This is a genomic window from Streptosporangium sp. NPDC023825 (assembly GCF_040639575.1).
Taxonomy (GTDB): domain Bacteria; phylum Actinomycetota; class Actinomycetes; order Streptosporangiales; family Streptosporangiaceae; genus Streptosporangium.
Genome location: NZ_JBFAAE010000064.1, coordinates 41,030 through 54,581, shown reverse-complemented (window position 1 = coordinate 54,581; position 13,552 = coordinate 41,030). Strand labels below are relative to the sequence as shown.

Here is a 13,552-nt window from a genome sequence, read left to right as displayed (position 1 = left end):
CACAGAGAGCCAGGCGGTCCGCAAGGATTGACGATCATCTCCGTACTCACCGACAAGGAGATCTTCAGCGAGATCCGACGACTCCGCACGATCGCCGAATCCGTCGAGCAGCAGAGCTCGGGGCCATGACTACCGTGCCACTGGTCTCGGCGACGGAGAATTCGCCGTGACTACTCGTGACCAGCCTGAACCCTAGTTCAGCGCCCCTACGCGCCATGGTTCATGTACTTCCCAACCTGGCAGCCCGATCATGGCTTCCCCCTATTGCGCGATCATTGAGTGATGAGAGCACGAGTGGGAACCTTCCGATGGCCAGACCTCGAATTCGGGCGGAGCATCGAGGATCCTGCCCATGCCTGCGAACTGCTGGAGATGTACGTCGGCCCGCAGGGAGAGCCAAGCGAGGAACGGTTCCAGCTCACCGTCTGCACCCCGTCGGCCCTCGCCGAGCAGCTGCGACGTCATCCCTTCCTCATCGGCCGCCACCGGCTCTTCGTGCCCGAGCTGCGTCCCGCCGAGGTGACCGCGTGGCTGAGCGACCGGATCGCGGTGCTGGAGGCTCCGACGTGGAGCGAACTCGCAGAGAAGATCGGCCAGATCGGAGAGTGGGAGTTTGAAGACTGCGACGGCTGAAGCTTCCGAACGGGTTGCAGTTTGGGTTGCAGTTCACCGCCGTCCCATGTCGTTCCTGACCGACCGATCGCCCCCGTTGGTCCAGGTGGAACCGATCTGAACGGGCAAGCCCCGAGCTGCTAATGCGGTTTGGTCAGTCCAGTGGCTACGGGGGCTTCGCTGGCCTCTGTCTGAATGCCTTTGGTGACATTCGGGGACCTACTGATCACAAGGTTCATGCAGGAGCCAGCAGCCACCGGGCGAAACAGCTTTCTTCGTCCAGCTGGGTGTACCAGCGCACCTTGAACGTGAACGTTGTGTACGTCGTCGTTATCAGAATGCCTGGGTCGCTCCCATGCGGTGGTCGCCCGTGTGCCGGCGGCACCGGTCCTGGCTGGGCAGGCACCAGGGGTTGCGAGTGTGGTCCGATGCCGTCGCACGCGGCGCTGAACAAGGCGATCTCGCCGCTGTGCACGATGAGCGGGGCACCGTCCTCATCGTCGGTGTCCGGGTAACCGAGGGCTTGTGTCAGCACGCGCGGGTAGTCGGGACCGGATGCCTGCACGACGGCGATGCCGCCGCCCTCTGCTTGGAAGACCTCCATCCAGCTGTCATCGCCAACGACTCCGTCCGCGCCGACGAGGGCTGCCCAGCCGACTCCGACCGGGATGCCGGTGTTCTCCGGGCCGAGATCCACGATGTCGTCATATTGGTCGTCGCTGAACCCACGCCACGCACCGCGCAGTGAAGCGTCGACAGCGAGAAACGGATCGCCGTTCGTCCAGAGTCGGCCAGTGTGCACCCACGGTCCTCGCATTGGTCCATTGTGGATGGAAGCTCAGCGAAAGCCGCACGGAGATGACGTAGGGCTTCCGAGGACTCGTGCAATATGCGTGTAATGATCTTGATGGTTGTGATGGCCGAACAAGATGTCGCCGCAGGTCAGAGGCATCGCATGAACAGGAACGGTCACGGGCTGTAAAACCGTCGGCTCAGCCTACGCAGGTTCAAGTCCTGCACCTGCCACACCAGCAGAAAAAGCCCTCTCACCAGCGGAAACGCGGTGCGGGGGCTTCTTCATTTCTGATCTACGACTCCCCGTGAGTCCCCGTGATTCCCCCTCATTTCCCGTGAGATCTGGCACGCCTGTGGCACGTGATCAAGCTCCGGATCATGCGCGAACGCGCACACTTCCCCCGCCGGAGGCGCCGAAGGCGCAGGGACCCGCTGTCCCGTCTTTCTGCTCCCAGGGCTGGTCGAAGAGGACGAGCTCGCTACGATCGGGAGCCTCAAAGATCTCGGCCCACTGCTCGATCATGCTTCGGCTGATGACCGCTATGCCCGGCGATTCCTGTCTGTTGCGGGCCTCCAGTCGGCGCCATAACTCGTCAAGGGGGACCGGTAGGTAGCGCAACTCGACTGCGGCTCCGAGGGCGCGAGCACGAAGTCGTATCTCGTCGCGTTCGGCACGAGCCCAGAAACCGAACTCCAGGATCACGCTCACTCCGAGCCGGAGGAGGTCTTCCGATTGCTGTCGGAACAGCCCTTCCAGCCGATCACGTGGCTCTGCCTCGTGGAGGTCGATTCCCAACCGGGTCAACCAGTCGTCGGGGCATAGGCGAACGGCCGGAATCTGGTCGGCCAGTTGCTTCGCCAGCGTTGTCTTGCCTGCCCCAGGTAACCCGCACAGCAAAATCAATCGCCCCGGCCGGCCCTCGTTCATGCCAGACACCTTATGTCGCACCACCGTTCTGAGAAGTCTTCACGGGGTGGGCGGCGGCGTGCCTTAGGTCGGCGAGTTCGCTTGGTACGGCGGAGCACGCGTGCGGCGGGCGGCCCTGAGTCCTGCCGCCGTTCGGGACCGGCGCCCACGCCGCACGTCCGGACGGCGGGCGGGCGGCGGGCCGTGGCGCGGCGCGCAGCGCCGCCGCCCTTGATACCCATAAGAGTAATTCGACAGTGATCGCAGCACGACGTTTGTCCTGTCTCGCTTGATGGTTGACACTCTGGCCTCGCTTGACGCTTGACGCTTGACACCTTGATCGCCTTCTGTGCCTGCTCGTGGCGTTGTCTGCGCTTCGGGGGCCGGAATGGCATTGGTGGAGTTGAGTGTCGTGGAGCAGCGCTATCACGCGGTGATCGAGGTGTTGTCGGGGGTGAAGGTCACCGACGTCGCCGGACGGTATGGGGTCTCGCGTCAGTCGGCGCATACCTGGGTGCGCCGCTATCGAGACGGCGGGCTGGGCGCTTTGGCCGATCGCTCGCACCGGGTGCGGGCGCATCTGATGCAGACACCGGCCGCGATCGAGGCGATGATCTGTGAGTTGCGGCACTCGCATCCGCGATGGGGGCCGCGCACGTTGGGCTGGGAGATGGCCCGGCGCGGGGTGGATCCGGTGCCCTCGCGCTCCAGTATCTACCGGGCGCTGGGAGCGGCCCGAGCCGATGCAGTTATGGCAGATGGACATCATGGGTGGGGTGCTGCTGGCCGATGGCACCGAATGCAAGCTGATCACTGGATGGACGACCATTCGCGGTTTTGTGTGATCGCCTCGGTGGTGGCCCGGCCGACGGGGCGGCAGGTCTGTGCGGCGTTCGCCGCGGCGATGGGCACCTTCGGGGTGCCGCTGGAGGTGTTGACCGACATTAGAAACTCAACGGCAAGCAGTTCACCGGCCGGTTCGGCGGCCCCAAGGCCGGTGAGGTTTTGTTCGAGCGCGTCTGCCGGGAAAACGGCATCCGGCTACCGCATACCCAGCCCCGCACCCCGACCACCACCGGCAAGATCGAACGCTTTCACCAGACGGTGCGCCGGGAGTTGCTCGACGACGAGGTGCCGTTCGCCTCGATGGACGCGGCGCAAGAGGCGGTGGATGCCTTCGCCGAGCACTACAACACCGCGCCTCCGCACCAGGCGTTGGAGATGGCCTTTCCCGCCGACCGCTTTTTCGCCGATCAGGCCGACCACCACCAGCAGCGGCAACAGGCCGATGAGGCGTTGCCGTTGCGGCTGCCGGCGAGCCTGAGTGTGGTGGTGCCACCGGCCGTGCAGACCGTCTCGGCGCCGCCAGAGGTGGTCACCGATGACGAGGTGGCGGTGACCGAGCCGATGGCCCTGCAGGCCATCGAGGTCGAGCGGGTGGTGCCGGACTCGGGCAACCTGTCGGTCGGCCGCCAGCAGGTCTGGCTCGGCCCCGACCGCGCCGGGTTGGCGATCACGTTGTGGATCAGTACCGCGCATCTGCACGTGTTCACCACCGCCGGTGGTGGCCGGCTCAAGACGGTGGCCTCCCGGCTGACGGTCAAGGACCTGACGGCTTTGGTCGCCTCCGGTGCTGCGGGCCCGGCCGGGCCCGCGCCGGTCTGCGACGCCTCGCAGCACCGTCCGGCCATCGAGGTGGATCGGCTGGTCAGCTCGATCGGGGTCGTCAGCCTGGCCGGTGATGCGTTGTGCATCGGTGCTCATCTGGCCGGCCAGCGCGTCACCTTACGCCTGGACGGCATCACCGCCCAGGTCATGGACGGCGGGCGCACCCTGCTGCGCGCGGTACGCTGCCCGCTGCCGATCACCGAGTGCGGGCGGCTGCGCGGGGCTCGCCGGGCCGGGCCACCACCGGCCGCGCCTACCGGGCCGGTCACCGTTCAGCGCACGGTCTCCATCCGCGGCGGCATCATGGTCGTCGGCCAGAAGATCCAGGTCGGCCGGGTACACGCCCGCAAGATTCTCGATGTGACCGTGGATGACACCCACATCGCGATCCACGCCGACGGCGAACCGATCCGCGTCGTGTCCCGGACCACGACTCAGGAGATCACCAGGATCAAGTTCAGAGCGCATCTCAAGCAGCGAAAGAGCGGCTAGGGACCAGGGTGATGAGGCAGACGGCCCTGTCCGCACCCCGGGTCCCGTCCTTTACCGTGCGGGCGACCTCATCGTGGTGAGATTACACGTGCGGCTGTGATCCTCCGCAGCTCCGTGCTGGTTTCCAGATCAAGTCCAAGGCGCATACTGAACAGCGAAACAGCAGCTAGGAATGTCAAGCATCATCCGATGCCAATGCGTCAAGTATCAATCGGGACTAGACATCGCAGCACGACGTTTGACGTGTCCCGGGAGATGCTTGACACGTCAGTCCCAGGGCATGTTTGACGGCGACCTGCCCTGTCATCCCATCAGGATTGACGGCGCTCGACGGTATGGTTCCGCCATGACCCTCGTCGACTGGCGAGCCAGCCTTCATCTTCTTGCCAGCATCCTGCGCCAACACGGGCAAGCACCCGGCGCCATTACCGACACCAGGGCCGCGTGGGCGGCATTCGCAGAGTTCGCTCAAACGAAAGTCATCGGAATCGATACCCAACCCGATTCCGACTCCGACGGGTTCATCCTGCAGTGGGGGCGCCGGTCCTGGCATGATCACCGTCCGAGCATGAGCTTCACCCGGCAAGTGGCTGTGCCCTACGCGGGCGGTCACTTCGATGACTTCGTCGAACTTTGGCAGATCGAGCTAGTTCTCTTCTATGAGGACTCGGGGATGTTCAGCTCTCATTTGGATCAAGACACGAGTTTCTACTTCCCCAACGACGATGAGGAGTGGCAGGCGGCTCTTGCGGAGGCACAGGACTTTCCGCCATTCCAAGCCGTTGCCAAAATCGCCCCGGTGAGCAGCTCCTTAACCCTGGAGCGCGCCGCCTAGACTGCTCAGAAGACCGGCGGTCGGTATGCGCATAGGCTGATTGCTAGGTGGTGCTGAGCTGAACTCGATTCCCGAACTGATGACAATCTTTGTCGGGCTTCTCTGCATGCTCTTCCCTCACGTCTCGTACACGTATAAGCACGACAGCACACGAGGCAAAAAGGGCGAGGTGATGCGTGATGAACGTACGAAGGACCTGCAGATGGGCGCTCCCCCTTGAATGTGGACACCTTGGAGACTGGATCTTGAGGTCCAGGGGGAAGAGATGTCCACATTCAAGGGGGAGCGCCCGCATGTCACCACTCCACCAATATGCGTGCAATGATCTTGGCCGTGTTTTCCCAGGTCGCGTCGGCTTTCTAGCGCCTTGTCGGCCAACAGCTGTTCTCTCGGCTTCGCGGTCGCCTGGTGGCCATGGTTGCTCAAGACGGGCATGCTGATCAGGTGATGGACGCTGTCGTGCCGTGCACTGTTCGGACTGCCCGTCCAGAGGACCTGTTGGCAGTCCTGCAGGTCTATGCCGCCGAGCGAGAGCCCGAGGATGGCTCTCCCCGCGTAGTTTCGGATCTTGAACAGCGAACCTGGGCACGGATGATGCGATCCGACGATCTCACCGTCTACCTCGCCGAGATCGACGAGCAGGTGGTCGGGACGGCGACGTTGATGACGATGCCGAACTTGACCTACGGCTGTGCCCCTACCGCGTTCGTCGAGGCGGTCGTGGTCGCCATCGGTCATCGCCGCACGGGCGTGGCCACCGCGATCATGCGGCGACTTCTCGGTGACGCTCGATCCGCGGGGTGCAACAAGGTCCAGCTCCTGTCTCACAAGCGTCATGCCGTCGATGGCGCCCATCGCCTCTACACCTCGCTGGGCTTCGAGCCGGAAGCGGAAGGGTTCCGGCTCTATCTCCGGGAGGTTCCCGCCGCCGTTCGGGCCGCCAAGGCGGCACAGCGCTGAGAACCGGTTTTCTGAAACGCAGCAGGACCCCAGAGAGTCTCCGAGGTCCTGGTCGTGCGGCAGGCATGTCATGCGGTGAGCGCGTCACCGATCCGCTTGTTCGCCAGATCCTTGTGACCGTTGAGGCATTTGGCGTAGACCTTGAGCAGCACGTCCACCCCGTGTCCCGCCCGCTCTGCCGTCTGGAGCCGCCACCCCGGCCCCTCATCCCAGTCCCGCCGGCTCCCCAGCGGGAACCCGGATGGCATCATCCGCAGCCACTGGCTTGGCGAGGAAGGCGGTCGCGCCGTCGAACGACTCCGTCCGGTAGCCCTGGGCGTGGTAGAGGCGGATGTTGCGTTGGCTCTCGGCGCCGGTGAACAGCACGATGCGGCGGCAGCCGACCTCGGTCTCGGCTTCTGCCCCGCGCAGCAGCCAGCGCCCCACGCCCTGGCCACGCAGATCGGGGACGACACAGAGCCGGCCCACGTGCCAGTCACCGTCCACACTGCGCGCCCGCACCATGCCCAGGAGCCGGCCATCCTGCCACAGGCCCGTGGTGTGCCAGGTGGCCAGCCATTCGCGTACCTGCTCCAGCGACTCCCCCAGAGCGGAGATGGCCAGGGTGTCGTTGGCCAGCGCCTCCTCCAGCCAGCAGCAGCGCTGGAGCACCAGGACCTCCGGGGCGTCGTCGGGGGTCAGTGCTCTCACATATGACCCCGGCAGCGGCCCCGGCCGAGACCGGGCCTGCTCGCGCATCGGCCGGAGGGCGTGGGCGACCCGGACGAGTTCGTCTAGGACCCCGGTGGCGGTCGCGTCGCGGCCGGCGTCCGGGCGGAGTCGCCCGTTCTCCATCGTGTCGCCGATGCGCAGGGCGACCGTGGCGCCCAGCGGCACCAGTCGCAGCGTGGTCACCACCTGCTTGGCGTGCTGGACCGACCGGGTGCCCGCCGAGGTGTTGCCGTAACTGACGAACCCCATCGGCTTCCACGCCCATTCGCGGCCCAGGTAGTCGAGGGCGTTCTTGAAGGTCGCCGGCATGCCGTAGTTGTACTCGGGGGTGACCGCGATGAAGCCGTCCGCCGCGCCCACCATCGTGCTCCACCGCTTGGTGTGCTCGTGCCGGTAGACACCGGACGCCGGCGGGTCCTCCTCGTCGAGGAACGGCAGGCCGAGGTCACCAAGGGCCACCGACACGAGTTCCACGCCGAGTTCCGCGGCGCGTGGCGCGATCGTCTCGATCAACCACTCTCCCACCGCCGGGCCGAGGGCGCCGGGACGGGTGCTGCACACCAGGACGAGGACACGCGCAGTTTTCGTTGACATGGAAACGAACGTAACTGATAGCTTGTTTACATGTCAACGAAACGGCCCTCCGTGACAGTGCGCTGGCTCGACGCGGACGAGGAACGAGCCTGGCGCGCCCTGCGCCGCATGATGATCGCGATCCAGTCACGCACCGCGCATGACCTGGCCGCGATCGGCCTGTCCGATCCCGACTACGAAGTGCTCAGCACACTCTCCGAGCGTCCCGGCCGCACCAGTACGCTGCGCGAGCAGGCTGCCAAGATGGGCTGGTCACGCAGCCGCCTGTCCCGGCACGCCACCCGTATGGAGGCGCGAGGTCTCGTACGGCGCGAGCCCGACCCGGACGACGGCCGAGGCTGCTACCTCGTCCTCACCGAACACGGCCTGGAAACGCTCGGAGACGCCGCCCCCGCCCACCTGGAGTCGGTCCGCCGCCATGTCATCGACCGACTCTCACCCGCGGACCTCTCCGCCCTTGAAAGCATCGCCTGCAAACTGGAAGAACCCGCATGAACCTCTCCGGCAGGACCGGCTGACCGGGCGGCATCGTTGCACCGGTGGAGGTGTTCCGAGACGATGATGGAAGGCACGGAAGGTACCGAGTTCCACGCCGCTTGCATCAACTCGTGGCTGAGTGCCTGGCAACTCAATCTGGCTCGTGCGCAGGATCGTTGGTGAGGGGGAGAGGCGGCGGATTTGGGCCAGGGTTGCCTTCGCGGCTCTCAACGGTGCCGGGCAGGCCGGTCTCCCTGCGTGGGAGGCGAACATGAACTGCTTCAACCTTCGGGCGTTGCTGATCACTGATCTTGGTCCCGGTGATGATCCGCTGTGGGATCCGGATCGGCTTGCCTTGGATGTTCTGGAGGCCCTGCCGTTGAGCTTGGAGCAGGCAACCGACTGGGTGGAGGACTGGCGGGAGCGTCCTCGCGATGAGATCTTGGCGTTGCGTATCTGCAAGAACCTCCTCGCCACCATGGAGCTGATCGCTGATTGGTGTGCCCCTGGTCTTGTGGAGGCGGGTCTGCCGACGCGAGGTCGAAGTGCACCCGGTTCTTGTCGGCTTTCGGCTCGCCGGACTTCTGGAAACCCACTCCTAGGCCGTTCTCACGTTTGAGCCAGACGTATGGGCCCATGCGCGCCGCGATCGGCCTCCCGAGAAGAATTCCCTAAAACGTGGCCAAGCGCTCGGGGTCAGCACAGTCGATGACGATGTCTTTGATGTGCATGTGTGGGTTCGCCATCTCACAATTCTCCCAGATTCAAACGCCCACTCAGTTTTGGAGTCTCGTTCGACTCCGAGCCTGGAAGCCGGTACCACTCTACGATCGCCAGCTGACAGTTGATCCCCGTACATGGTCGGGAGCGATCGGCGGTCCGGGATTTCGTTCCTCAGTCCCAGCAAATCGAGCATCAGGGCGACGAGGGAGCAAAAGTTCCCGTGCCCGTTGTGTGCCCGTCAGGATGGGCACCAAGAGGGAATCACGGGGACTCGCGAGTAAGGGGAAACCGCCTTTGACCTGGAACGCGGCAGATCAGAGGGTCGCGTGCCGCAATCTTCCAAAATGGTAGCCACGAAGGACCTTGACCATTTTTTCGGATAAGATCGATCGGCCAATCTGACAGTATCGGGCTCCGTTGCTGCTGAGCATCAACTTCACCCTCGCTTCCTCCGCCCTCCGCCATCGTCCTGCATCTGAAGCTGCTCGCGCGCCTCGACGATCTCGATTGCCAGGGTGAGGCGGTCGCGGAGGGTTTTCGCGTTTTGCGGTGTGATCAGCAAGTCCACGTCGATTCCGAGACCGTCGTCCCATGCGGAGAGTCGGATCATATTGTGTGCGCCGGTTGTCCCGACACTCATGACGGCTGTGATTTCACTTTCGCCCTGGTCGTTTGCCTCGAAGTCGTCCAGGGCGGGAACAGGGTCGCCGATGTCATTCCAGGTGGTCATTTCTCTATTCTCCGGGGGCCAAGGTCGATTCTGGGAAATCCTAATGTCAGGGCATGATCGCCGTGCCATTAAGGGTGGTCAACAGCGATCAATCACGGCCACTCGCGTACACACGATCGAGCAGGTCGAGGCCCGTACGGCCCCAGGTCGGACCGGTTTGCAAGCAGAGGGTCACGTTTGTGAGCTGCACGCAGCGGGGTTGCAGTTCAGCGCAGTGCGAGCCCGTTCCATGCGGACCAGTCGTACATATTGGTCCAGCTGGGATCGATCGGGACGACCGCGATCCCAGCTGCTAATGCGGTTTGGGCTTGGCGTCATCCCGTGCCGTTGGTGCCTGTCAGGAGGGTGAACAAGGGGGACTCATGGATACAGCGCGGCCGCCACTGACTTGGAAAACCGCAGGTCGGAGAACCGCGTGCCGAGATCTTTCAAACTGGCTCCTTCGATCATCGAAAAATCGAAAGTCCACCGCCCGGCAGGCAGACGAAGCGTAAATCATCAGGACCACAGGTGCTCCACGCCTCGTAGTGGAAATCGGGTTTCACGTTCAGGTGCGTTCCGGTGTCGAAGGCCAACCGCAGCGCACCGGACTTGAACGCGACCGATGACACGAGTGTCGCGCCGAAGAGCGCCAGGGCCGGCGCCACCTCCTGGCGCTCAGGGGCCAGCCGGACCGGCTCCGCGTCGGGAGCGCTCAGTGGGCCGCTGGTGAGGGTCGCCGTGGTCTCGATGTTCACCGCGGCGTCACCGTCGAGAAGCAACGTCAACTGATAGCTCACCCGGACCTGGACCACCTGCATACCGCGGTAGGGCAGAAGCCAGCGGTCCTCCAGCTCAGCCAGATTCGCGGGTGTGGTCACAGTGCCGTCTGAGCGCACGACCGCTTCCCGGATCAGCGGTTCAGCCGCATGATCCATCCTCCGGTGGTTCACCGAGATCACCATCCGGAGCGTCTCGTCGCCGTGTGGAAGCACGTAGGTGAGGACTTTGTACTCCTGGCCATCCTCACCGACGACGCTCTCCCAGTCCTTGTCACCGTTCTCCTCCATCACGGCAAGCTCGTCGTAGCGCGCGACACGTCGCCACCGATCCAGGTACTCCTCCGCGATCCCCGCCGCGACCTTCTTGTTCAGTTTCACCGGATCATCCTGCCGTTCGTGCCGTTGGCGTGCCATCGGACAGGGTGACAAGGGGTCAACCACGGTCACTCATGACCGGCCGAACGCCCAGCTCAGCGCTCCTATGAGCCGTGATCCATACACTTCCCAAGCTGACAGCGCGGGTTCGATTCCCGTCACCCGCTCCACTTCTAGGGCCCAGGTCACGGATGGTTTCCGGACCCGGGCAGACCAAGGTTGCGGTGAGCGGCTGCGCCGAGCGAGGCACGACCTCGGCCGGCGTCTGGTTCGGCCGGAGACCAAGCGTTCGATCCCGCGGTCACCGGCAACTGCCTTTCAGCGGTCGACGTCGCTCGATGGGCGCAGCGCGGTCAGGAGGCTTTCGAGCTGGCCCCATGCCCGTGCGCCGGCAATGTGATCGATGTAATCGCGAGACTCGACGATGAGCCCGTCGCGAATACGGAGAACGAAGACACAGGGCACGGTGAACGCCTCTCCTGTCTCGTCCACGTGCCCCTGATAAGCGAACTCGGCGACGATCACCTCCGGATCAGCGGTGTCGTGGATGATGATGTTGACCGGCTTACGGTTCAGCGTCCGGGCAAAAGGCGGCGGCGCGGTGAAGTGCTCGTGCAGTTCGCTACGGCTCAGCAGCGGCGGCGGGTTGAGCGGGTGAAACGGGTGGGTGACATGGGTCTGTTCGGCATAGAGGTCGGCCAAATTTTCGTACGGCCCTTCGCAGACCCCATTCACCAGGCGGAGAAACACCTCACGCGGGCTACTGTGGCCATCGCCGCCGTCCGGATCGGTTCGGGAATCCATGGACCTCATCTTATCGATTTCCACCTCGACAGCTGCCCGCACCGGCGCTTCTTGCCCGTGCCCGTCGCGTGTCCGTCAGCACGGTGACTCACGGCACTGAACGGCCTTTGACATCGTTCGGGGACCTACGGATTTCAGAAGGTCCGGGCATGCCATTCGGATGACGGTGTGGGCGGGCAAACCCAGAGGAATCACGGGAGCCGCGGACCTCGCGGGGAGTCGGGTGATTGTGGATGCAGTGACCCCGAGGTGAGGATTGATGACCGTTTGGCGTTGTCTATGGCGCTGAGGGCGTCATGATCTGAACAGCAGGCGTGACGGCTCCTTTTTCGGCGCGGCGATCGTCGCGCTCGGCGCGGCCTCCCGGCCTTCCGCGAAGAGTCCGTCAGCGGACATCCGTCAGCGGACAACAGCCCAAAACCGACGGTGACAACAAAGCCGTTGGGCCACCACGGTAACGCCGTCTATGCGGTGGCGGTCGGGCAGGTGGACGGCCGATCGGTCGCCGTCACCGGCAGCTTGGACGGCACCGTGCGGACCTGGGACCTGGGTGCCTACACAGGATGAGTCATGACCGTCGGAGAGTCTTTCCAACTGTGCGGATAGGAGACGACATCGCAGGCGTCCCTCGCCCGCACAGATAGCCGACGCCGACCAGGCTCTTGCCGGGCGTGAAAACAGGCCATGGACACCACCCTTAGGTCGGAGTCTCACACCTTGATCGAATCGACTTCTTCCAATCCGAAGGTTGTGGGTTTCAGATCCAGGCATCATGCTCCAACGGCCGCCATGCAATATGTGTGCAACGATCATGGACCCCATTGCGACGAGACGCGGTCGCACCACAGGTGAGAGGCCGTCTCTCAGAGAGAACGGTTACGTCCTGCAAAACCGTCGGCTCAGCCTGCGCAGGTTCAGGTCCCGCACCTGCCATGCCAGTAGAAAAAGCCCTCTCACCAGCGGAAACGCGGTGCGGGGACTTCTTCGTTCCCGATCTGTGACTCCCCGTCGTTTCCCGTGAGATCCGGCACGCCCGTGACACGTGATCAAACTCCGGATCATGCGTGGACGCGCGTGCTTCCCTCGCCGGAGGCATGGTGTCAGGGGTTGCATCCTGTACCGGGGTACAGGCTTACCGTCGGACTGCAGGGATCGCTCGCACAAGGGACGGGCGGTCCTGGTACTTGGAGGGCTCATGGAATGGGCGCCGGCCGAATGCACGCTTCCGACCGAGGAACGGCCGCTGCGGGCGGCAGAGTTCGATGAACTGTTCGCCTCCGCGCTGCGTGGGCTGGAACGAGTAGGACCGACTCACCTGCGGCTCACGCTCGATGACGGAGCACACGTGGAGGAGACCGCGCGTGACCTGACGGCTCGGGAGACGGGCTGCTGCTCGTTCTTCACCTTCACCCTCGCCCCCGGTCGTGAAGGGCTGGTCGTGGACATCGAGGTCCCCGCGGTTCACGCAAAGGTGCTCGATGGGCTGGCGGTCCGGGCGATCGAGGCAGTTCCCCAGATCGCGTCATGAGCGGGAAACGGCTCCGTACCGGAGAGGTTGCCGAAGCGGCGGGGGTCAACGCTCAAACGCTGCGCTACTACCACCGGCGGGGCCTGCTGGAAGAACCGCAGCGTAGCAATGGGGGACACCGGTTGTATCCGCCGGAGACCGTGACGGTCCTGCGTGTGATCAAGGTGGCGCAACGGCTGGGTTTCACGCTGGAGGAGGTGGCCGACCTGGTTGAGGCGGCTGCGCATCGTCACGGCAAGTCGGACAGCGGTTTGCAGGCACGGGCGACAGCCAAGCTCGCTGAGGTGGAACAGAAGATCGCCGACCTTCAGACGATCCGCGACACGTTGGTTCAAGCGGTGGACGCCGGGTGTGATGATCTGGTGGCGTGCGCGGCGAGTCCGTGCTGCCCGCTGCCGTTCTCCGGCCAGGTGAACAGGGGCCGGCACGTCGACCCCAACTGATTGAACCGCGCCGGGATTGCCGGAGGCTTTGGTCTGCCCCGGGTCCGGTGGAGTCGGCTTGGTCGACTCTCATGCCGGCTGGGTATTCGGGTAGAGCCTTTCGTACTCGATGGGGGTGAACACCGCTGGAGGTCCGC

The 13,552-nt window shown here is 64.3% G+C and carries 14 protein-coding genes and 1 pseudogene; 8 read left to right on the top strand and 7 right to left on the bottom strand.

Features of this window, described 5'->3' with window-relative positions:
* Nucleotides 1–282: 282 nt before the first annotated feature.
* Nucleotides 283–633, top strand: coding sequence for an Imm8 family immunity protein (locus tag AB0G15_RS36115; protein ID WP_362848906.1), 351 nt, complete (start codon nt 283–285; stop codon nt 631–633).
* Between the two features lie 214 nt (nt 634–847).
* On the opposite strand, the gene AB0G15_RS36110 is transcribed toward AB0G15_RS36115, so the two are convergent.
* On the bottom strand, nt 848–1,414 hold the full coding sequence (locus tag AB0G15_RS36110; protein WP_362848903.1) for a hypothetical protein: 567 nt from the start codon (nt 1,412–1,414) through the stop codon (nt 848–850).
* Between the two features lie 369 nt (nt 1,415–1,783).
* Nucleotides 1,784–2,335, bottom strand: coding sequence for an AAA family ATPase (locus AB0G15_RS36105; protein WP_362848901.1), 552 nt, complete (start codon nt 2,333–2,335; stop codon nt 1,784–1,786).
* A 367-nt stretch (nt 2,336–2,702) separates the two neighbouring features.
* Here AB0G15_RS36105 and AB0G15_RS36100 point away from each other — a divergent pair.
* Nucleotides 2,703–3,029, top strand: a pseudogene (locus AB0G15_RS36100) (helix-turn-helix domain-containing protein); the annotation flags it as partial.
* 95 nt (nt 3,030–3,124) lie between these two features.
* Here AB0G15_RS36100 and AB0G15_RS36095 read toward each other — a convergent pair.
* Entirely contained in the window at nt 3,125–3,259 is a 135-nt protein-coding gene (locus tag AB0G15_RS36095) for a hypothetical protein (RefSeq protein WP_362848912.1), read from the bottom strand.
* Nucleotides 3,260–3,319: 60 nt separating this feature from the next.
* Here AB0G15_RS36095 and AB0G15_RS36090 point away from each other — a divergent pair, with 60 nt between their 5' ends.
* The 3 genes from AB0G15_RS36090 to AB0G15_RS36080 all read left to right on the top strand — a co-directional run bounded on the left by AB0G15_RS36090 (nt 3,320) and on the right by AB0G15_RS36080 (nt 6,269).
* Nucleotides 3,320–4,474, top strand: a complete 1,155-nt coding sequence (locus tag AB0G15_RS36090; protein ID WP_362848898.1) for an integrase core domain-containing protein — start codon at nt 3,320–3,322, stop codon at nt 4,472–4,474.
* A gap of 346 nt (nt 4,475–4,820) precedes the next feature.
* Entirely contained in the window at nt 4,821–5,309 is a 489-nt protein-coding gene (locus AB0G15_RS36085; protein WP_362848896.1) for a hypothetical protein, read from the top strand.
* 414 nt (nt 5,310–5,723) lie between these two features.
* Complete coding sequence (locus AB0G15_RS36080) at nt 5,724–6,269, top strand: GNAT family N-acetyltransferase (RefSeq protein ID WP_362848893.1); 546 nt, start codon at nt 5,724–5,726, stop codon at nt 6,267–6,269.
* A 204-nt stretch (nt 6,270–6,473) separates the two neighbouring features.
* Here the strand turns inward: AB0G15_RS36080 and AB0G15_RS36075 are convergent, their stop codons facing one another.
* Nucleotides 6,474–7,574, bottom strand: a complete 1,101-nt coding sequence (locus AB0G15_RS36075; protein WP_362848891.1) for a bifunctional NAD(P)H-dependent oxidoreductase/GNAT family N-acetyltransferase — start codon at nt 7,572–7,574, stop codon at nt 6,474–6,476.
* Between the two features lie 30 nt (nt 7,575–7,604).
* On the opposite strand from AB0G15_RS36075, the gene AB0G15_RS36070 reads away from it, so the two are divergent.
* The gene (locus AB0G15_RS36070) at nt 7,605–8,069 is read left to right on the top strand and encodes a MarR family transcriptional regulator (RefSeq protein WP_362848889.1); all 465 of its coding nucleotides are present in this window, start codon (nt 7,605–7,607) and stop codon (nt 8,067–8,069) included.
* A 1,141-nt stretch (nt 8,070–9,210) separates the two neighbouring features.
* Here the strand turns inward: AB0G15_RS36070 and AB0G15_RS36065 are convergent.
* The 3 genes from AB0G15_RS36065 to AB0G15_RS36055 form a co-directional block, all read right to left on the bottom strand.
* Nucleotides 9,211–9,504 carry a hypothetical protein gene (locus AB0G15_RS36065; RefSeq protein ID WP_362848886.1) on the bottom strand — a complete coding sequence of 98 codons (294 nt, stop codon included), beginning with the start codon at nt 9,502–9,504 and terminating at the stop codon, nt 9,211–9,213.
* Nucleotides 9,505–9,950: 446 nt separating this feature from the next.
* Entirely contained in the window at nt 9,951–10,643 is a 693-nt protein-coding gene (locus tag AB0G15_RS36060; RefSeq protein ID WP_362848884.1) for a DUF6188 family protein, read from the bottom strand.
* A gap of 315 nt (nt 10,644–10,958) precedes the next feature.
* Nucleotides 10,959–11,444, bottom strand: coding sequence for a nuclear transport factor 2 family protein (locus tag AB0G15_RS36055; protein ID WP_362848881.1), 486 nt, complete (start codon nt 11,442–11,444; stop codon nt 10,959–10,961).
* Between the two features lie 1,195 nt (nt 11,445–12,639).
* Here AB0G15_RS36055 and AB0G15_RS36050 point away from each other — a divergent pair.
* Both AB0G15_RS36050 and AB0G15_RS36045 read left to right on the top strand, forming a co-directional pair.
* Entirely contained in the window at nt 12,640–12,972 is a 333-nt protein-coding gene (locus tag AB0G15_RS36050; protein ID WP_362848879.1) for a hypothetical protein, read from the top strand.
* Entirely contained in the window at nt 12,969–13,415 is a 447-nt protein-coding gene (locus tag AB0G15_RS36045; RefSeq protein WP_362848876.1) for a MerR family transcriptional regulator, read from the top strand. The genes AB0G15_RS36050 and AB0G15_RS36045 overlap by 4 nt, the downstream gene beginning before the upstream one ends.
* Nucleotides 13,416–13,552 lie beyond the last annotated feature (137 nt).